Source organism: Paraburkholderia oxyphila NBRC 105797 (assembly GCF_000685075.1).
Taxonomy (GTDB): domain Bacteria; phylum Pseudomonadota; class Gammaproteobacteria; order Burkholderiales; family Burkholderiaceae; genus Paraburkholderia; species Paraburkholderia oxyphila.
Genome location: NZ_BAYD01000038.1, coordinates 41116 through 60218 on the forward strand (window position 1 = coordinate 41116; position 19103 = coordinate 60218).

Annotated in this window: 18 protein-coding genes and 1 pseudogene; 9 read left to right on the top strand and 10 right to left on the bottom strand. The window is 67.3% G+C overall.

Annotated features, from left to right (window positions below; all coding sequences use genetic code 11):
• Positions 1-199: 199 nt before the first annotated feature.
• Positions 200-421 (bottom strand): annotated as a pseudogene (locus BO1_RS52295) (DUF1345 domain-containing protein); the annotation flags it as partial.
• A gap of 313 nt (positions 422-734) precedes the next feature.
• Between BO1_RS52295 and BO1_RS52300 the strand changes: the two are divergent.
• The 4 genes from BO1_RS52300 to BO1_RS22945 all read left to right on the top strand — a co-directional run bounded on the left by BO1_RS52300 (position 735) and on the right by BO1_RS22945 (position 5584).
• A complete protein-coding gene (locus BO1_RS52300) occupies positions 735-1478 on the top strand; it encodes a sugar dehydrogenase complex small subunit (protein WP_084688125.1) in 744 nt (247 codons plus the stop codon).
• Between the two features lie 244 nt (positions 1479-1722).
• On the top strand, positions 1723-3327 hold the full coding sequence (locus BO1_RS22935) for a GMC family oxidoreductase (protein ID WP_028219552.1): 1605 nt from the start codon (positions 1723-1725) through the stop codon (positions 3325-3327).
• 22 nt (positions 3328-3349) lie between these two features.
• Complete coding sequence (locus BO1_RS22940; protein ID WP_174490606.1) at positions 3350-4753, top strand: c-type cytochrome; 1404 nt, start codon at positions 3350-3352, stop codon at positions 4751-4753.
• A 96-nt stretch (positions 4754-4849) separates the two neighbouring features.
• Positions 4850-5584, top strand: a complete 735-nt coding sequence (locus BO1_RS22945) for a metallophosphoesterase (protein ID WP_028219554.1) — start codon at positions 4850-4852, stop codon at positions 5582-5584.
• Positions 5585-5746: 162 nt separating this feature from the next.
• On the opposite strand, the gene BO1_RS52305 is transcribed toward BO1_RS22945, so the two are convergent.
• The 3 genes from BO1_RS52305 to BO1_RS22960 form a co-directional block, all read right to left on the bottom strand.
• On the bottom strand, positions 5747-6457 hold the full coding sequence (locus BO1_RS52305; protein WP_043286023.1) for an RES family NAD+ phosphorylase: 711 nt from the start codon (positions 6455-6457) through the stop codon (positions 5747-5749).
• A 101-nt stretch (positions 6458-6558) separates the two neighbouring features.
• On the bottom strand, positions 6559-6993 hold the full coding sequence (locus BO1_RS22955; RefSeq protein WP_028219555.1) for an MbcA/ParS/Xre antitoxin family protein: 435 nt from the start codon (positions 6991-6993) through the stop codon (positions 6559-6561).
• 1081 nt (positions 6994-8074) lie between these two features.
• A complete protein-coding gene (locus BO1_RS22960) occupies positions 8075-8926 on the bottom strand; it encodes a LysR family transcriptional regulator (protein ID WP_028219556.1) in 852 nt (283 codons plus the stop codon).
• A gap of 115 nt (positions 8927-9041) precedes the next feature.
• On the opposite strand from BO1_RS22960, the gene BO1_RS22965 reads away from it, so the two are divergent.
• Complete coding sequence (locus BO1_RS22965; RefSeq protein ID WP_028219557.1) at positions 9042-9425, top strand: tautomerase family protein; 384 nt, start codon at positions 9042-9044, stop codon at positions 9423-9425.
• 96 nt (positions 9426-9521) lie between these two features.
• Here the strand turns inward: BO1_RS22965 and ppk2 are convergent, their stop codons facing one another.
• Both ppk2 and BO1_RS22975 read right to left on the bottom strand, forming a co-directional pair.
• The gene (ppk2, locus tag BO1_RS22970) at positions 9522-10652 is read right to left on the bottom strand and encodes a polyphosphate kinase 2 (protein WP_043285986.1); all 1131 of its coding nucleotides are present in this window, start codon (positions 10650-10652) and stop codon (positions 9522-9524) included.
• A gap of 204 nt (positions 10653-10856) precedes the next feature.
• Entirely contained in the window at positions 10857-11075 is a 219-nt protein-coding gene (locus BO1_RS22975) for a YdcH family protein (RefSeq protein WP_028219559.1), read from the bottom strand.
• A 243-nt stretch (positions 11076-11318) separates the two neighbouring features.
• On the opposite strand from BO1_RS22975, the gene BO1_RS52310 reads away from it, so the two are divergent.
• Entirely contained in the window at positions 11319-12890 is a 1572-nt protein-coding gene (locus BO1_RS52310) for a CHAD domain-containing protein (protein ID WP_052409561.1), read from the top strand.
• 90 nt (positions 12891-12980) lie between these two features.
• Positions 12981-13946: a TOBE domain-containing protein gene (locus BO1_RS22985; protein ID WP_028219560.1), complete on the top strand. Its 966-nt coding sequence runs from the start codon at positions 12981-12983 to the stop codon at positions 13944-13946.
• A gap of 54 nt (positions 13947-14000) precedes the next feature.
• Here the strand turns inward: BO1_RS22985 and BO1_RS22990 are convergent, their stop codons facing one another.
• Entirely contained in the window at positions 14001-14711 is a 711-nt protein-coding gene (locus BO1_RS22990; RefSeq protein ID WP_028219561.1) for a phosphatase PAP2 family protein, read from the bottom strand.
• 274 nt (positions 14712-14985) lie between these two features.
• Between BO1_RS22990 and BO1_RS52315 the strand changes: the two genes are divergently transcribed.
• Together BO1_RS52315 and BO1_RS23000 are read left to right on the top strand one after the other, a co-directional pair.
• A complete protein-coding gene (locus tag BO1_RS52315) occupies positions 14986-16191 on the top strand; it encodes an extracellular catalytic domain type 1 short-chain-length polyhydroxyalkanoate depolymerase (protein WP_043285988.1) in 1206 nt (401 codons plus the stop codon).
• Between the two features lie 139 nt (positions 16192-16330).
• Positions 16331-16510, top strand: coding sequence for a DUF3563 family protein (locus tag BO1_RS23000; protein WP_028219562.1), 180 nt, complete (start codon positions 16331-16333; stop codon positions 16508-16510).
• Positions 16511-16633: 123 nt separating this feature from the next.
• On the opposite strand, the gene BO1_RS23005 is transcribed toward BO1_RS23000, so the two are convergent.
• The 3 genes from BO1_RS23005 to BO1_RS23015 all read right to left on the bottom strand — a co-directional run bounded on the left by BO1_RS23005 (position 16634) and on the right by BO1_RS23015 (position 18980).
• Positions 16634-17437 carry a BPSS1780 family membrane protein gene (locus BO1_RS23005; RefSeq protein WP_028219563.1) on the bottom strand — a complete coding sequence of 268 codons (804 nt, stop codon included), beginning with the start codon at positions 17435-17437 and terminating at the stop codon, positions 16634-16636.
• A complete protein-coding gene (locus tag BO1_RS52320) occupies positions 17428-18450 on the bottom strand; it encodes a homoserine kinase (protein WP_043285991.1) in 1023 nt (340 codons plus the stop codon). The genes BO1_RS23005 and BO1_RS52320 overlap by 10 nt, the downstream gene beginning before the upstream one ends.
• A gap of 131 nt (positions 18451-18581) precedes the next feature.
• Positions 18582-18980, bottom strand: coding sequence for a hypothetical protein (locus BO1_RS23015; RefSeq protein ID WP_028219564.1), 399 nt, complete (start codon positions 18978-18980; stop codon positions 18582-18584).
• Between the last annotated feature and the right edge of the window lie 123 nt (positions 18981-19103).

Genomic DNA, 19103 nt, shown 5'->3' on the forward strand with positions numbered 1-19103 from the left:
GACACCGGATGCGATCACGTTGCCCGTGGGCTGCCGGAGCGGGCCACGCAAGCAATACGCGCGGCACGCCCTGTTCAGAGTAGTGCAATAGCTGGCCGGAGCCAAACCGGAAGCCACGCAGGCGACACGTGGCGTCCAGGCACGTAGAGGGTCAGCAAGGCATGTGCCCGAGGCCGGGCGCTAGCAGGCGCTCAATGGGTCAGTTGCCCACCATGCTCGCGGCGATGTTCACGCACAGGCCGAGCACGGCAACGTTGAAATAGAACGAGAGAATCGATTGCGCGAGCACGCCGCGCCGCGCGCTGCGTCCGCGCAGGCCGACGTCGGCGGTTCGCGACGCGCACGCGATCGTGAAGGAAAAGTACAGGAAGTCCCAGTAATTCGGCTCGAGCTTGCGGTCGGGGAAGGCGAGCGCGGGCGCGGCGGGATCGGCGCCGTGGCGTGCATGCGTTCATCGCATCGATCGAGAGTTTGGGGGCGCAATGTTGCAGCGATTTTAACGGGCTCGCCGATGTGGCGTTATTTCGGGCATCGGCGCTTACGGTTTGTCGAATCGGGTCAGGAGACGCTATATTGCATGCGCGACGTGTCATCCGCACCTTTCATACGGAAAGGGATTTGACACGTGCATGTTTGAGCAAGATTGCAAACTTTTCCCGTATGCATCGTCGCCGGTCACGGCGGCAAGTGTGTAGTCCCGCTCGCGCGGGATAGACCCTTCGTCAGGAGTATCCATGACCGATGTGACGCAGCAGGACGGGACCGCTCATTCGCCCCATGACCGCCTCGCGCGCGCTCGCTTATCGCACGATCAGGCCGCTTGCCGCGCCGCTCATACGGAGGCGCAGCCGGGCGCCGGCGAGCCCGACGACCCTGTCGAGCACGCGGGCCGCCGCCGTTTCGTGACGCTCGCTTGCGCCACTGCCGCGACGCTCGCCTTCGCGCTGGCCGGCAGGCGCGGTGCACAATCCGCTTTCGGCATTGCCGATGCGTTCGCCGCCACCCCAGCCGCCGACCCGGCCGCCAGCGCCGCGGCCGCGGAAAGCGGCTACGCCGCCTTTATCGCACTCTCCCAGCACCTGACCGGCCGCACGCATTTCGATGCCGTGCTCGGCCAGCGCATCTACGCCGCGCTCGCGCGCGCGAGCAGCCAGTTCGAGCAGAACGTGGGCGCGCTCAACGCATGGCTCAAATCGCACGGCGGCGTGCCTTCGGACACCGTCACGGCCGCGCTCAAGGCCGATCAGCCGGAGCTCGCCTCGAGCGTCGGCGACATCATGCGCGCGTGGTACCTCGGGCTCGCAGGCGAGATGCCGAACGTGCAGGTGCTGGCCTACGAGAAAGCGCTGATGTTCGATCCGGTCAGCGACGTGCTGACGATTCCGTCGTATTGCCGCGACGTGCCGTTCTACTGGACAAAGAAACCTGCGGACATGCCGGCCACGACGGTGGCTGCGATGTCCGCGGCCAGGAACTAAAGCAGTTGGCGGGGCGGCTCGCGCGCGGCGCGGGCTGGCCGGGGCCGCGTGCGAACCTCGTGCACGCGTCCACCGGCCGGCCGACAGCGGCGCGTGAACGCTTCCGCGAGACCTTGCGCGTGCCGCCTCTCGCACCGCCGCCGTCGTGCGCCGCCGCAACCGCGGCGCGCGGCGGCAGCGGATCCCGGCAGGCCGCGCCCGGTCCTCACACTACGCAAGCAAGCCAGAATAACGAGGGACGACAATGGCGATCAAGCAATCTGCCGACGTAGTCGTAGTCGGCTCCGGCGTGGCGGGCAGTCTGGTGGCGTACCAGATGGCCCAGGCCGGCGCATCGGTGATCCTGCTCGAAGCAGGGCCGCGTCTTGCGCGCTGGCAGATCGTCGAGAACTTCCGCAATTCGCCGGCCAAGGCCGACTTCGCGACGCCGTATCCTTCCGCGCCGTTCGCGCCGCATCCCGAATACTCGCCGGCCAACGACTACCTCGTGCAGAAGGGCGACTATCCGTACAACTCGCAATATCTGCGGCTCGTGGGCGGCACCACGTGGCACTGGGCGGCGGCGGCCTGGCGCCTCCTGCCCGCCGACTTTCGCCTGAAGACGCAGTACGGCGTGGGCCGCGACTGGCCGTATCCGTACGAGACGCTCGAGCCGTGGTACCTGGCCGCCGAAACCGAGCTGGGCGTCTCGGGACCGGATCCCGCGCAGCACGACCTGGGCTCGCCGCGCTCGAAGCCCTATCCGATGAGCATGTTGCCGCTCTCGTACATGGATCAGCGCTTTAGCGACGTGCTCAATGCCAACGGCTTTCGCGTGGTGCCCGAGCCGGTCGCGCGCAACAGCCGCCCCTACGATGCGCGCCCGACTTGCTGTGGCAACAACAATTGCATGCCCATTTGCCCGATCGCCGCGATGTACAACGGCGTCGTGCACGCCGACAAGGCCGAGCGCGCCGGCGCCCAGCTCGTGCCCGAGGCGGTGGTGTACCGTATCGAGGCCGACAACAAAGGTCTCATCACCGCGGTGCATTACAAGGACCCGCACGGCAACAGCACGCGCGTGACGGGCAAGCTCTTCGTGCTGGCCGCCAACGGCATCGAAACGCCGAAGCTCATGCTGATGTCCACGAGCGATCCTTTCCCGCATGGCATCGGCAACAGCTCGGACCAGGTGGGCCGCAATCTGATGGATCACCCGGGCACGGGCGTCACGTTCCTCGCCGACGAGCCGCTGTGGCCGGGGCGCGGGCCGATGGAAATGACATCGGTGGTGAATTTCCGCGACGGCGCATTCCGTTCCGACTACGCCGCGAAGAAGCTGCATCTCTCGAACGGCGTGGGCACGCCGGCCGTGACCGCCGCGCTCATCAAGAACGGCGTGACGGGCGCCGAGCTCGACCGCGAGATCCGCGACCGCGCCTCGCGCACGCTCAACATCAACAGCTTCCACGAGCATCTGCCGGAGCCGCAGAACCGCGTGCTGCCATCGGGCGAGCACAAGGACGCGCTCGGCATCCCGCAGCCCGAGATTTACTACTCGATCAACGACTACGTGAAAAAGAGCGCCGCCAACACGCACGAGCTCTACGCGCAGATCGCGGCGCTCTTCGGCGGCACGGAGGTCGCCTTCGACGATACCTTCGCGCCCAACAACCACATCATGGGCACGACGATCATGGGCGCGAACCCGGCCGATTCGGTCGTCGATGCCGACTGCCGCACGCACGACCATTCGAACCTGTTCGTCGCCAGCAGCGCGGTGATGCCGACGGCTGCCTCCGTGAACTGCACGCTGACCATTGCCGCGCTGGCGCTCAAGCTGGCCGACAAGCTGCGTCGCGAGCTTTGACGCAATGAGCCCGAGACCGACGATGAACACAAGACCGTCCCCCGCGCCTCGCACCCATCGCACACAGCGCACACAGCGCACACGCACCACGCTCGCCACGCTGCTGTTCTGCACGTTCGCGCTCTACGTGGCGTGGCACGCCGCGCACGACGGCGAGATGCGCCCCGTCGACGAAGTCCCGCTGCCCGCCGCGCACGGCGAAGGCCCGGCCGCGCCCGGCGACGCCACCGCGCAGCCGGAGATCGTCAAGCGCGGCGAATACCTCGCGCGCATGGGCGACTGCGCCGCGTGCCACACCGCCGACAAGAGCCGGCCGTTCGCGGGCGGCCTCGCGATCAACACGCCGTTCGGCAAGATCTACACGCCCAACATCACGCCCGACCCCGACACCGGCATCGGCCAGTGGACCGAGTCCGACTTCATGCGCGCGATGCACGAGGGCGTGGGCAAGAGCGGCGAGCGGCTCTATCCGGCGTTTCCGTACGTGGAGTTCACGCGCGTGACGGAGCAGGACGTGCTCGCGATCCGCGCGTACCTGAACACGGTCGCGCCGATCCACTACAAGCCGCCCGCCAACGAGCTGCGGTTCCCGTTCAATCAGCGCTGGCTGATGATTATCTGGAACCTCTTCAATTTCGACGAAGGGCGCTTCGTGCCCGATCCGCAAAAGAGCGCCGAGTACAACCGCGGCGCCTATCTGGTCGAAGGGCTCGCGCATTGCGAGGAGTGCCACACGCCGCGCAACTTCATGCAGGGCCTGAAGTCGAGCGGCCGCTTCTCGGGCGCGACGCAGGCGGGCTGGCAGGCGTACAACATCACGCCGGATCGCGCGGGCGGGATCGGTGGCTGGAGCGACGACGCGCTCATGAGCTATCTCGCCACCGGCGTGGCTCCCGGCCACGCGAACGCCGCCGGGCCGATGGCCGAGGTCGTGCAGAACTCCACGCAATACCTGAGCGCCGAGGACCAGCGCTCGATCACCGCGTATTTGCGCGGGCAACCGCCGGTTGCGGGCGGCGTGACGCGCTCGCGCGATTCGTACGGCCAGCCCGCCAACGACGACATCACCGCGCTGCGCGGCACCGTTATCACGAGCGTGAATGGCGCGCAGCTATTCGTGGCGAACTGCGCGAGCTGCCATAACTGGACCGGCGCGGGCGTGGGGGCGAGCGCGCCAGGCGCGTATCCGTCGCTCATTCACAACAGCGTGGCGGGCGCGGCGAGCCCGGACAACCTGACGATGACGATCCTGCACGGCGTGAGGCGCCAGACCAAAGACTCCGACGTGCTGATGCCGGCATTCGCTGACGCGCTCAGCAACGACCAGGTGGCGGCCATTGCGAACTACGTGACGAAGCAGTTCGGCAACCCGCAGGCGAGCATCACGCCTGACCAGGTTGCGGCACTGCGCGCGCAGGCACAATAGCGCGCCGCCGCACGTTTCGCTCGAGCTGGCTGCAAGCTGCGCGAAAAGATGTTTGGCGCGCATACGTGGCGCCGCGGCCGGCGCTATGATGAAACGATGACGCTAACTCTCGCTCCTGACGTCCAGCATCACGCGGCCAATGCGGCCGGTCGCGATTTCGTGATCGGCGACCTGCACGGCTGCGTGGACGCCTTGCGCTATCTGCTTCATAAAGTGGGATTCGACGCCGCGCACGACCGCCTGTTTTCGGTGGGCGATCTCGTCGACCGTGGCGACCAGTGCGAGGAGGCGCTCGCGCTGCTCGACAAGCCCTGGTTCTACGCCGTGCTCGGCAATCACGAAGACGCGCTGTGCGCGGTCGCGGAAGGGCGCCTCGCGCGGCATCGCTGGTATGCCATCGGCGGGGGCTGGGCGCAGGGGCTGTCCGACCACGCGCTGGCCACGTATGCAAAGCGGCTGCGGGAGCTGCCGCTCGTGCGCGTGGTGGGCGAGGGCGAGACGCGCTTTAACGTGCTGCACGCGGAGTTCTTCGGCGACGATGCCGATCTCGACGCTGGCCGGTTCGATGCCGAGGTGCGCGAACGCATGATGTGGGGGCGCGAGCTGGCCTTCAACGCGGCCAGGCTGCCGCATTACGCGCTTTCGCCCACTTACTGCGGGCACACTCCCGTGCGCGAGCTGCGCCAGATCGGCTCGCAGACGTTCATCGATACTGGCGCGTTCATTCCTGAAGGACGCCTGACGATGGTCGAGGCGCTCACGTCCCGGCAGTGGTCGATCTCCGTGCAGGCGGCGCGTGCGATGGGCGCGGCCGAGATGACGCTGCCCTAAAAGCGCTTCCTGCGTTTCTTCCTGCATTTCTTCCGCGCGCTACCCGCGAACTTCCGGGGCACTGCCTGCGCGCTTGCCGGGTGCTTTCGGGCGTGTGGATCGTTACGAGCGCCTCCACCGCTTGCCCCAGCGCTGGCGCTGGCCCTGGCCCGCTTGCGGGCCTTAAACGCCCTCCTGGCCGTACGCGGCGGTCAATTCGAACACCATGTCGATGGCTTCGCCGTTCCAGTTGTATTCGAGGTAGGCGGCGTGATGGCATGCGTGCAGCAGTGTCGTGCGCAACGCGGCGAGGCATTCGCCGCCCGCATCGCGCACCGATGGATAGACGATGCCGGGCGCGCCTGCCGCCCGCAGCGCGCGGCCCAACGCCTGACCCGCCGTGTAGTCGTCCGGCGCGAGCACGGCCGGATCGGCCAGATTGGCGGGCCCTTGAGCGGCTGTATGCGCGGCCGCGGAGCCGCGCAGATCGACGACCGTGCCTTGCGCGATCACCGTATAGAGCCGCATCTGCTGCCGCAGCGGCGGCTCGCGCGTCGCGGCGAGAAAGCGGCCCGCGTGATAGCGCGTCTCGGCGATGGCCGTCTCGCGCGTGCGCGCGCAGTAGAACACGCCATAGGTGCCGTCGGAAAACCGGCTGCCCTGCGGGTTCAGATGCGTGAATGCGGCCATGATCGGACCATAGCCGGGGCCGAAGCGGCGCTCCTCGCGCGGCACGAGATCGAGGTCGCCGGTCTCCGTGCGCAGGCGGTCGTTGGTCAGCGCTTCGAGCGCATAGAGCGCCTCGAAGTCCTCAGGCGTGGCCACCCGGTCGAACAGGCTCACAGCGGGAAAGCGCGTGGGGGTCACGCGGAACGCGGGCGACCAGTCGAGCAGCGCGCTGCGCCAGTGTGCCTGCCAGGACGTGTCCGCCGGGCCAGCGGCGGGCGTGGCACCCTGGGGCGACGCTTGTGCCGTGTCTCGTGTCGTGTGTTTTTTCACGCCCATCCGCCCCGCATCGCGTCGAGGTACTGACGCACCGCCACGAGGTCGCTGATATTGCCTGCGAGCATGCGGTCGAGCGCGCGCCGGCCGCCGAACGGCGGCGCGCTGTTGGGGCGCTTGACCCAGGCATCGGCGGCGGCGGGGGGCGGCAGGAGGATCTGCAAGGACTTGTAGATGCCGAGCAGCAGCGAAAGGCGCTCGAGCGTGTCGCGGCCCAGGCGCGCGGATTGGGGCGCCTGCTTCCACTTGAAGAACGTCGACCGGCCCGGTGAGCCGAGCAGGACGATCTGCTCTTCCACCGAGAGATCCCAGTCGCGGGCGATGTTGAAAAAGGCGCGCAGGCCGGCCGCCGACATCTCGGCGGTTGAGGGCTCGGCGCCGGGACGCCGCGTGGGCGCGGCGGACGGGGAGATGGGCGCATGGGGCATGGTCTAGTCTTTATATGAACTTTTTTATGATGCTAGTCCATGTCTGGATTTTTGCAAATTTTGGTTGGGTATAATCGCCGGCCGATCGAATCGGGACAAGAACGGCTATTCGAGGGAGGAGCGGCGTGCGGGCAGTAGCGGTGATGGTCGCAGCATGGTGGATGTCGACGACGATGGCATGGGCGGTCGCGCCGGCGGCCGCGGCGCAGCGTGGCGGATATGACGGCCATGGCGGGGCGGCGGTGCATGGGGCGGGAGGCGGTGGCGCTGCGCATCGAAGTGGGGCGCATGGCGCGCATAGTGCCCATAGCGCCCGTGACGGGAACGCCCAGGCGAGCTCGCGCAAGGGTGGCAAAGAAGATAAGCCCGCCGGTGCCGAGGCGCAGCACGGCGTGAAGCACGCGAAGTCTGGCGCCGCTGCGACACATGCTTCACGATCCGCGAAATCCGCGAAGCCAATGAAAGCCGGGAACGTGCAAGCCCATGCACAGCGTCGAGCCATTGCTCCGACAAAGTCGGCGGCACACGATGCACCGCGGACCTCACGTCAAGCGAGCGCCCACACACACTCGTTAACGTCAGCCGCACACACTCAGGCTGCACCCAAGCCAGCCGTGCACAGGCAGGCTGTATCCAAGCCAGCCGTGCACAGGCAGGCTGTATCCAAGCCATCCGCACCCAGGCAGGCCGCACCTAAGCCGCCCGTACCTAAGATGGCCGCCTCTAGACCGGCCGCACCTAAGCCATCCGCACCCAGACAGGTCGCACCTAAGACGGCCGCACTTGGACCAGCCGTAACTAAGCCGGCCGCACCTGGACCGGCCGTACCGAAGCACGCGCCGGCCAGGCCCATAGCGGTTCACCCGGCGCCGCATCACAAGCTCGTGGTCGAGGCACCTGCGGCGCAGGGACAGCGCGCAATCCCGCAGCCGCGCCAACTCCCGCCGATGCTGGGCTGATCCCGTCTGACCCGGGCGGGGTCGTGCGGCGTATCGGCATGCCCGCGCCTCACGCACGGCTGCCTTGCCCGGAGACCGGCGGCTTCCCGGCCGCGCAGCTACCCGCTCACGCAGCTTTGCCCTCAGGCCGTGCCGAGACTCGACGCAAGCAACTGCAGCGTCGCCGCCGAGCGCGGCTCGCGCACGCGCGAATGCAGCGTCACCCGCGAGACCGGCAATGGCGGCAGGCCGTGCTTCGCCCCAACATCGACGAGCGCTCTCGGTGCCACGCGCCGCGCCAGCGCCGACACCGCGAGCCCCGCCTCCAGCGCCGCGCCAACCGCGGCCACCCCGCCGCCCACGAACACCTCCTGCCACGCGATGCCCGCCGCGTCGAGCGCAGCGATCGCCGCCGCGCGCACCGCGCAAGGCCCCTCGAGCAGCGCGAGCGGCAGCGGCGTACCCGGCTCCCACTGCCAATCGGGCGAGGCGAGCCAGACCAGCGGCTCGTCGAAGAGCAACCGTGCGTCGCCGCGCGGCGCCTCGTCGGCTTCTTGACGGACGATGACGGCGTCGAGCCGCCGCTCGTCGAATTGCGCGAGCAACTGCGCCGAAAGCCCCAGATGCAGCGCGATCACGAGTCCCGGATCGTGAGCGCGCAAGAGCGCGAGCTGGCGGGCGAGTTGTGCATCGGCTACGTGCTCGCTCAATCCCAGCACGAGCCGCCGCGCCTCGCCGGTCAGCGTGCCGAGTGCGCGCTCATGCGCTCCCAGCAGCTCGCGCGCGGCGCCAAGAAATGCGCGCCCGTCCAGCGAGAGCCGCACGACGCGCGGCGTGCGTTCGAGCAACTGCCGGCCAAGATGGGCTTCGAGGCGCTTCAGCTTGAGGCTGACGGCGGATTGCGTGGTATCGAGCGCATCGGCGGCACGCGTGAAACTATGCAGTTCGGCGACCAGAACGAACGCGCGCACGGCATCGAGATCGAGCGGTTTCATTTCGAATGAAAATAAATGAAATATCTAGCAATATCTGTTTATTATGATAGCGCGCGCCTAAGCTGTTGTCGTGGTCGTTCACTCGTCACCCCATGCAACGCTGAAGGAGCCCGACATGCCATTCACCCGTATCGCCGTCCGCGCAGGCAAGCCCGCAGCCTATAGAAAGGCGCTCACGCAGGGCGTGCATCTTGCACTCATGGAAGTCTTCAAGGCGCCGGAAGACGACCAGTTCATGATCGTCACCGAGCACGATGCCGACAATTTCGTCTTTGGCCGCCACTACCTCGGCATCGAACGCAGCGACGATCTCGTGATGATTCAGATTGCCGTGAGCAATACGCGCGGGCAGGATCAGAAGAAGGCGCTGTTCGCCCAGATCGCCGAAAACCTTGCGCGGGATCCCGGCGTGAGGCGCGAGGATGTATTCGTCAACCTCGTGGACGTCGCGCGCGAGAACTGGTCGTTCGGCAATGGGGTGGCGCAGTACGCCACTTGATCTCGCCGCGCAACGCCAAACGCGCCGTAGCCGCGCCGCAATCCGCTTGCGGCGCGGGACATTGCAGGCGTACAGGTCTGGCCGGTCTCCCGGCGCTTAAAGCGCACGGCTCACCAGCAGTGGGTCGACGGGCCCGATCGCCGTGACGTCGCGGCTCGAGTAAGGCAGCTTGTGCAGGATGTGGCGCATGGCGTTCAGCCGCGCGCGCTTCTTGCAATCCGAGCGCACCACGGTCCAGGGGGCGTCGGCCGTATCGGTCTGGGAGAACATCGCCTCTTTGGCCAGCGTGTATTCGTCCCATTTGTCGAGCGAGGCGAGATCGACGGGGCTCAGCTTCCACTGCTTGAGTGGATGCACGCTGCGCTCCTTGAAGCGGCGCCGCTGCTCCGCGCGGCTCACCGAGAACCAGAACTTGATCAGGTGAATGCCGCTGCGGATCAACTGATGCTCGAATTCCGGCACCTGCTGCATGAAGTCCGTGTATTCCCCGCGCGAGCAAAAGCCCATGACGCGCTCGACGCCCGCACGGTTGTACCAGGAACGGTCGAACAGCACGATCTCGCCCGCCGAGGGCAGATGCTGAACGTAGCGCTGAAAGTACCACTGGCCGCGTTCGACCTCGGTGGGCTTTTCGAGCGCCACGACACGCGCGCCGCGCGGATTCAGATGCTCCATGAAGCGCTTGATCGTGCCGCCTTTGCCCGCCGCGTCGCGCCCCTCGAAGAGGATGACTACGCGCTGCCCGGTCTCGCGCACCCACGCCTGAAGCTTCAGCAATTCGACCTGCAGGCGATATTTCTGCCGCTCGTAGGCACGCCGCGACATCAGATTGCGGTAGGGATAGGCGCCGTCGCGCCAACCCGCGGCAAGCTCTTCGTCAGGATGGCGTGCTCGCGTTTTGCGCCAGTCCGCGGGGTTGCCTTCCAGGATCACGCTGCGCAGTTGCGCGGCCTCGTCGGGGGACAAGCCACGCATGAGCGCAGCGATCGATTCGAGCAACGAGTCGGGCGATTCGCCGTGTGCCGCGCCATTGGCGTCGACGAGATCGTGCATCGCGCCGGCAATGACCTCGCTGGCCGCTTCGATGGCGGCATCGACGGCGTGCAGCTCGGCGCTATGCGGCGTGAGCTCGGTCCGGTGCGCGGGCGCGTCGCGGTGGCGAGGCGGGTCTTGAAGCGCGCTTTGAGCGGCGGGTGCGGATTTCGGGGAGGCAGGATGAGTGGCCATCTTGGGGATAGGAATTGTTTTCGCTACGACAGGTTTTCGCTACGACAACGGCCGGACCCCGGTTGAACCGGGCGGCCTGCGGCAGTGGGGAGAGAGGGGGCCCAGCGACGCGGGCGGCACCGGGATCATGGCCAGGGCGATGCGGACCGGCGCCGCATCGCGCGGCCCGCGTGATGCGGCATGTTTCGGTATAAGCGCTGGTGCTTACACGCTTTCGGCCTTGCGCAGGATCTGGTAAAGCGAATCCTTGAGCTGCAGCTTTTCCTTCTTGAGCTGCTCGATGGCCATGCCGTTCGCGGGGACGATGCCCGCTTCCATGTTTTTGATCTGTTGATCCAGTTCGTTGTGACGATGGAAAAGCCGCGCGAAATGCTCGTCATGGGTTTTGAGCCGCGAGATCAGGTCTCTGTATTCTGGGAACACTCAATACTCCTTACAGAAGTGCAACACATCAGGTCGATGTGCAAGTATTTTTCCACTTTCGTCAGGCTGGGGTCTTGATCGTCGTCATTCCGCGTAAGCGGGTTGGGGCCGCTACGGAGAGCACCGCTGCGGTAGCGCGTGTACCATCAGGTGCGACAACAGCGTCGTTGTCAGATTAATCTCACCCGTTCATATTGGCCGTTTTCACCGCTTTCTGCCGCCCCAACGCCCCTCGGAGCGTCCATGAACCGCGTTCTGGAAATCGTGCTGGATGTCGTGAGTGCCACGCCACAGGCTTCGTCCGGGGCTGGCGTCACGCCCGCGCAGATTCCATCCGATTTCGCCGCGGCCATGTGCGCCGCTTTGCCGCAGCTCGAATCCCAGGCCGATTCGGCCGAGCCGGTCACGACTACCGTGTTCGATAGTGCTGGCGCACTCGCCAGGGCCGGCTGGCGGATCGGCGTTCAAACGCGCGGCACGGCGCATTGCGTCGTCGTTTCCAGCCGGCGCGCATGGACGCCGGGCATCGTCGTCGTCGAGCCGATTTTCGAGGCGCATCTCGAAGCGGACGGCCTTGAAACCGCACTCTTCGATGCCGCGCCCGAGGTGTTTCGCGAGGCGCTGGCGGCAAGCGGGCCGCTCGAACCGTCGGCGACGTTGTCGGCGGTGCGCAGCCGCTGGCGCTGGGAGCGCGACGGCATTAGCGCGGACCTCGTGCTCGATGCCGACGTGCGCGCGCCACAGGACGAAGGCGCGAGCCTGCATGAGTTGCGCGTGAGCGTGCCGTGGGCCGAAGGCGAGGACCATGCGCCGCTCGTCGATGCGCTGTTCGCCTGCGCGCTCGAACTGGCCGACGCGCTGCCCGCGTTCGTGCGCCTGGGCGACGCGCTCGAGCGCGCGGCGGCCGGCAGCCTCGCCGGCGACGCGTGCGCGGTGCGTGCGGAGCCGGTCGATCTGTGCGGCGCATGCACTGCCGAGGCCGCGCTGGTCGCGATCGGCGCCAACATCAGCGCGCACTGGCTCGGCAACGACTGGGGCGTGCGCGATTCCGTGGACATCGAATTCATTCACCAGATGCGCGTGGCACAGCGGCGTCTGCGCACCGCGATGCGGATTTTTTCGTATTGGCAGGATGAGACCTGGCACGCGCGCATCAAACCCGAGCTCAGCTGGCTGGGCGGGCTGCTCGGCGACGCGCGCGATCGCGACGTGTTCGTCGAAGACACACTGCCCGCGCTCGCCGCAGCCGACGACGAGCCCGCGCGCTGGCGCGCCGTGCTCGACGAGGCCGAGGCGCAGCGGCTCGTGGCGCGCGCGCGGCTGCGCGAGGCATTGGCGTCGCCGCGCTACGCGCATGCCGCACTGGCGTGGTTGCAGTGGCTGGAGGCGCTCGCGCGTCGCGTGCGCGCCGACGGCGCCGACGCACGCTCGCTGCACCGGCACGCGAAGAAACGCGTGCGCCGCTATTACCAGCAACTCGCGCAGGCCCAAAAGCTCACGGCCATCGACGACGCAGGCCGCCATCGCGTGCGCATCAGCGCGAAGTATCTGCGCTATACGCTCGAGTTTTTCGCACCGATCACGACGCGCCGCACACGCGCCGACACGACGCGCTCGCTCGCGCGCCTGCAGGGCGTGCTGGGCGACGGCAACGACGCGGCGGTCGCCTTGCGCTATCTCGAGCGCATGGATGCGGAGCCTTATCAGCTTGGCTTCGCACGGGGGTGGTGCGAGGCCATGAAGCGCTACACGGCGAAAGAGGGTGAGCGGCTTCTGCGCGAATTGCGCCAGCCGAAGGTCAAGCGTGGTGCCTGACCCCTGCATGCGCGCGAGCGCGGGGCAAATCTCGCGCGCCCCGTCTCTATAATCGACGCCAACGCTTGCCTACGACGACAGCCCCGCGCGATGACGACCTCCTCTTCTTCGACTCCCTCCCCAAGCGGGCCGGCTGCCGGCGGCGAAAGCGCGGGCGCCGAAGCCGGCGGGCCGCCGCGCGCGGCATCGCCCGAGCTGGGCGTAGGCGGCTCGGTCTGGTTTCAGGCCGGCCCGCAGATGCTCGGTGGCGCGGCTCGCATCGCGCTGCTTGCGGCGATCCGCGAAACCGGTTCGATCACGGGCGCCGCGAAGGCGGTCGGCATGAGCTACAAGGGCGCCTGGGATGCCATCGACGCCATGAACAATCTCGCCGGCGAGCCGCTCGTCGTGCGCGCGACGGGCGGCAAGGGCGGCGGCGGGACCACGCTCACGCCGCGCGCGCAACGCCTGATCGCCACGTTTGGTGCGATCGAGCGCGAGCATCGGCACTTTCTCGAGCGCGCCGCCGCAGCGGTGCGCGCGCTCGGCGGCGAGGCAGACCCGGACACCGACGCGGACGCGGGCGCCGCAGGCAGTCTCGGCATGGATCTCGCCGTGCTCGGCCGCTTCGCTCTACGCACCAGCGCGCGCAATCAGCTCTACGGCACGGTCGCGGCGCTCGTGCGCGGCGCCGTCAACGACGAAGTGTCGATCGCGCTGCCGGGCGGTCAGCAGCTCGTCGCAGTCGTGACGCGCGAGAGCGCCGAGGCGCTGGGTCTCGCCGTTGGCGGGGCAGTGGTGGCGCTCGTCAAGGCGTCGTCGGTCGTGCTGGTGGGGGGCGGAGCGCTTTCGGCGGACCACGCCGCGCGGCTTTCGGCGCGCAACCGCTTGAGCGGGGTGGTGAGCGGCGTGCGCCGCGGCGAGGTCAACGCGGAGGTGACGCTCGAATTGCCGGGCGGCACGGTGATTGCCGCGGTCGTGACGGACGCGAGCGTCGACGCGCTCAGCCTCGAAACGGGCGCGAGCGCGACGGCGGTGTTCAAGGCGTCGAGCGTGCTGCTTGGGGTGGGTGGCTGAGCGGTGCGGCAGGCGCACTCAGGTGCACGGTGCCGGCCTGGGCCGCGGCTGGTCTCAGGCGTGCCGCTGGGGAGGCTGCGCAAGCGTGTTGCGGGTCTGCGAGACCGGCGCGCTGAGCGTGCCGGGCTTGTGTAACGGCCGGTTGGCCTTCCACTTGGCGCGAATATAGGGTTGATCGTGCCCCGAGACGGTGAGCGCGAGATTCGTGACCCAGCGATGGGTGGGCAGGCGCACGTCGTGCAATCCAAAGGTGAGCGCCGCGAGGCTTATCGTGACCACGGCCGCGGAGAGCCGGCCCGATTGCGCCTCCCACCAGTAGCGCACGAACACGAGCGCGGTCAGCGCGCCGACGATGCAGCCGGTGACCGCTTCCGACGGCGAATGCGCGTCGAGCACGACGCGCGAGAGTCCGACCGCGATGCCAACGACGAGCCCGATGACGACGCCCGTGATGCGCAGTGCGGGCCGCACACCCTGCAGCATCAGGAAGAACGCCACCGGATAAACCGCCGTGGACAGCATGGCGTGGCCGCTCAGGCCCGTGAAATCATACGAACGCACGCCGACACCCCAGCCCAGGAACGCGATCTTCGTGACTGTGACGAGACCAATTGCCGCACCCAGGAGCAACAGCCAGCTTGCCGCCATGCGCCAGGAATAGCCCGTCGCGAGCCACAGCGCGATGGCCAGCGCGAGCGGGAGCGTGAGACCGGCGCCGCCGAGGTTGGTGATCGAATACCAGAGATGAAGGGGTAAATCAGGCATAACTTGGCGCCGCAGTGGCACATTCCAAAAGGCATATTCGACTAACGCTCGAGCACCCGTAAAGGGTGACACGAACACCGTCCGATCTTCCAGTATAGCCGCGTTCGGGGGCGATTATTGCGATGCGCCGTACATGGCGGTCCGATTTATAACTCGTTACAGCAGCGAGAACTCGTTACAGCAGTGATCGATGAATGGTGTTATTGTGCATCGCACAATGAAGAGCCGCGGCTTATCGCCTCGGCGTATTCGACCCCCTTTCACGAGGCCACTGATGACGAAAAATCTGACGAAGCTGTGGGCGGGTGGCATGCGACGTCTGCTCGCCATCCAGAACCGTGCTGCGCGCGAAGCGCTGCACGAAGCCGGCCGGCGCGCGCCCGACGCGCAGGCCATGTGGCGCAACGCCCAGAGCGCCGTGGCGCAGGCCGCTGCCGCCGCGGCGGCAGCGTCTGCCGCAAGCGAAGCGCCAGTAAGCCCCGCACCCGCTGCGCGCAGCGGGGCGCCGCTGCGCGAGTCGCGCGTGGGGCCGCGGGCCGCCGCGTGGGCGGCCGGCGAATGGCAACGCGCGGAGCATCTGGCGCCCGGCGCGTCGCGTGCGCTCGCCTATGGGCTCTATGTGCCGCCGGGCTTGCCCACGGCGGGCATGCCGCTCGTCGTGATGCTGCACGGCTGCAAGCAAACGATGGATTCGTTCGCGGAGGGCACGCGCATGAACCTGCTCGCTGACAAGCACGGCTTTGCCGTGGTCTATCCGGAGCAATCGGTCCACGGGCATCCGCACCAATGCTGGCACTGGTACGACGCACGCCAGCCGGCGGGCGGCGGCGAAGCCGCGGCGATCGTTTCGCTCGTCGACACGCTCGTGCACGAGCGCGGCTTCGATCGTTCGCGCGTCTATCTGGCCGGTCTCTCGGCGGGCGCGGGCCTTGCCGCGCTGCTGGCAGTGAACGCGCCGGGCCATTTCGCGGCTGTCGCGCTCCATTCCGGGCCGGCGTTCGGCGAGGCGCGCTCGGGTGTTTCGGCACTCGACGTCATGCGGCGCGGGCTGCACCATGACCCGGTGGCGCTCGTCGACGGTCAGCTGGCCGGCCGTTCGCATCCCGGCATGCCGGCGCTCATCGTGCACGGCGGCGCCGACGCGGTGGTCGCGCCGGTCAATGCGGAGCAGCTCGCCACGCAGTTCCTGCGCCTGAACGATCTCGCCGATGCTCACGGCGTGCGCCAGGGCGTGGTTTCGCACGAGCACGACGGCGAGGGCTACACGGTGCAAGACTACTGGCACGACGGCGCAAGCGTGGTACGCCTGTGCCGGGTGAGCACGCTGGATCACGCCTGGAGCGGCGGCGACGATACGGTGCCGTTCCATTCGGCGACCGGTCCCGACGCCAGCGCGATGGTCTGGGACTTTTTCGAGCCACGGCGGCGCGACGCGATCGACGACGCTTTCGACGGCGAGCTGGCGGCTGGCGCGGGCTGAGCGCGCGATGGGGTGTGGCGTGCGCGCCGGCAGGCGCCGCGACAATCCGCATCAATTCAAGGGTTTACCATGATGAGGGTTTACCCTATAATGGCTCTGTTCATTCCGAGGGCATGTGCCCGATTACCGGAGCCAGACCATGTACCTGCTCAGCCGCCTTTTCCTGTTCCTCACGAAGTCGTACGAAACCGCTCAAAAGGAGCGTGAGGAAGCCTACCTGGCCGAATCGGCCGACATCTACGACCTCGAATTCCGCATGCGCAAGCTCGACCGCGAGAAGGCCGGCCGCAACCCGTCGTGGATGAACCACTACGGCTAAACCGCCAGGCATTCGCGCCGGTCTGAAGTTTCAGAAACGCAATGGGGCGCACAGTGGCGCCCCATTGGTGTTTGTGCGGCTCGAACTTGCCGCCAAAAGCGGCTTGCGTTCGACGCCTTTAGCTCAGCGTCCCGAACCCGGCATTTCGGCGGCGGTCTTTTCCTGCACGCCGTAGCAGCCGCGATAGGTCGCGTAAAACGAGCAATAGAGCATCGTCGTCACGAGAATCAGCGCCGGCATCAGGATCGCCAGCGCGTAGTCGCCGGCGCCGAGCGCGCGCAGCAGCGTCGAAAGCCCCAGCGACACGCCGATCGACACCGCAAACCACAGCGCGCCATACACCACGAACGCGCCCTTGTTGCGCCAGCAGCTCACGATGCTGAAGAACATCGCCTTGATCGGCGGCACCTCGTGCCAGGCCGTCAGCACCGGCGCGAACCAGAACATCATCGAAACCGGCACGTAGCACGCAAGCGACGCGAGCACGGCGAGCGGCACATTGCCGTTCGCAACCGCATCCGTATCGAGCGAGCCGCCCAGCGTCATCAGGCGCAGCAGCGTGCCGCCGTCCACGAGCGCCGAGGCCGCGAGCACCAGTGTCATCGCCACCACGTAAATCCCGCCCAGCACGAACAGATGCTTGGTGACCGTCTGCCCGTACGAGCGGAAACCGTCGACGAGTATGGTCGGAAACACCGGCTTGCCCGCAACGGTGTCGCGGCACGCGGCCATGAAGCCCACCGCCACGCCCGGCACGAAGATGAGCGGCAGCACGCCGCCGATCACCGGGACGGCGGAGATCAGCGTCATGGCGAGCAGATACGAGAAAAACAGCGTGAGGAACGCGAGCGGATTGCGCCGGAACAGCCAGATGCCCTGGCGAAACCAGACGTAGCCCTGCTTCGCGGGGACTTCGATCAGTTGCATGAGCGGGGTTGTTCAGAGTGTGCGTGGAAGGCGCCCGGCGTGCCGGCGGCGCTGCCGGCGCGGCGCTCGCGCAGGATGCGCTCGAAATGGCCGGGGTCGTGCGGCTTGAGCAACTCTGCCGAGCGCGGCAGATAAAAATCATACAGACGCGATACCCAGAAACGGTACGCGCCGGCGCGCAGCATGTCGACCCAGTGGCGGCTCTCGGCGGGCGTGAATGGGCGCACCGTCTGGTAGGCGCGCAACAGCGCTTCGACGCGAGGGGCGTCGAGCTTGCCCGTCGCGAGGTCGACGCACCAGTCGTTCACCGTCACCGCCACATCGAACACCCATTTGTCGCAGCCGGCGAAATAGAAGTCGAAGAATCCGCCAAGGCGCACCGTATGGCCCGTTTCCGGGCTGACGTGCGCGAACAGCGCATTGTCGCGGAAGAGGTCGCAGTGGCAGGGGCCGCCGGGCAGCGAGGCGTAGTCGTCGCTCGCGAACAAGGCCTGCTGGTGCGCGAGCTCACTCGTGAGCAGCTCGCGCTGGGCGTCGGCGAGGAACGGCAGGACCGTGGGCACGGTCTCTTCCCACCACGCCAGGCTGCGCAGATTCGGCTGGTCGAACGCGAAATCGCGGCCCGCCAGGTGCATGCGCGCGAGCATCTGCCCGACTTCCATGCAGTGCTCCACGCCCGGCGCGAGTTCCGGCGCGCCGTCGAGCTTCGTGACGATGGCCGCCGGCTTGCCGTGCAGCAGGCCGAACAGGCTGCCGTCGGCACGCGGCATCGGGTCGGGCACCGGCACGCGGTGCGAGGCCAGATGGCGCATCAGCTCGAGATAGAACGGCAGCTGTTCGGCAGTGAGCTTTTCGAAGATCGTCAGAACGTATTCGCCGCGCGTCGTCGTCAGGAAGAAGTTGCTGTTTTCAATGCCTGACTGGATACCGCGAAAATCGACTACGTCGCCAAGATCGTAGTCGCGCATCCATTGGGCAAGCTGGGTTTCGGTGACAGCGGTGAAGACGGCCATGCCAGAGGTCGTGTGGTTATCGTAATGGGAGCCCTGCTCACGGGCGCAATCGCCGTTTCGGCGCGGCTTCGCGCGCTCGGGCGGGAGGCGGCGCGGGACAGCGCACGCCGTCCGCGCGCGAGGGCGGCGTATCAGTAATGCAGATTGATCGACGGCAGGCGCGTGCTGGCCTGGCCGTTCGGACGGACTTGCGGCGAGGTGTCGGGATTCGCGCTCATCGAGTAACGCGTGCCGAAGTTCGAATGCACGTTGATCTCGACGGGCTTGCCCTTGTCGCGGTATTCGGTGATCTCGGTGCCGGTCGGGCTCACTTCGTGAAAGCTCGGCGTGCGCGGCACGTCGTTGATGTTGACCTTCGAGGTGACGCGCGCAGCGGGCTGGTTGTTGATCGCGGCCAGATCGGGCAGGCCGGCCCGCTCATTGGCGGACTGGGCCTCGACGGCGGTCTTTGCGTCGTCGGCTGGCGTGGCCATGGCGACACCGCTGAACGCGAGCGTCGCTGCGAAGGCGGCAAGAAGGTACGGCTTCATGGTGATTCTCCTGTCGACCAGAGTTGGCGCTTCGGCGCCTCTTACTCTGATCCCATGCAAAGCTGAGAGTGTTCCCTCAATTCTAGCAAATCCGCGTCCTGCGCCCCGTGTCGGACCTTTGGG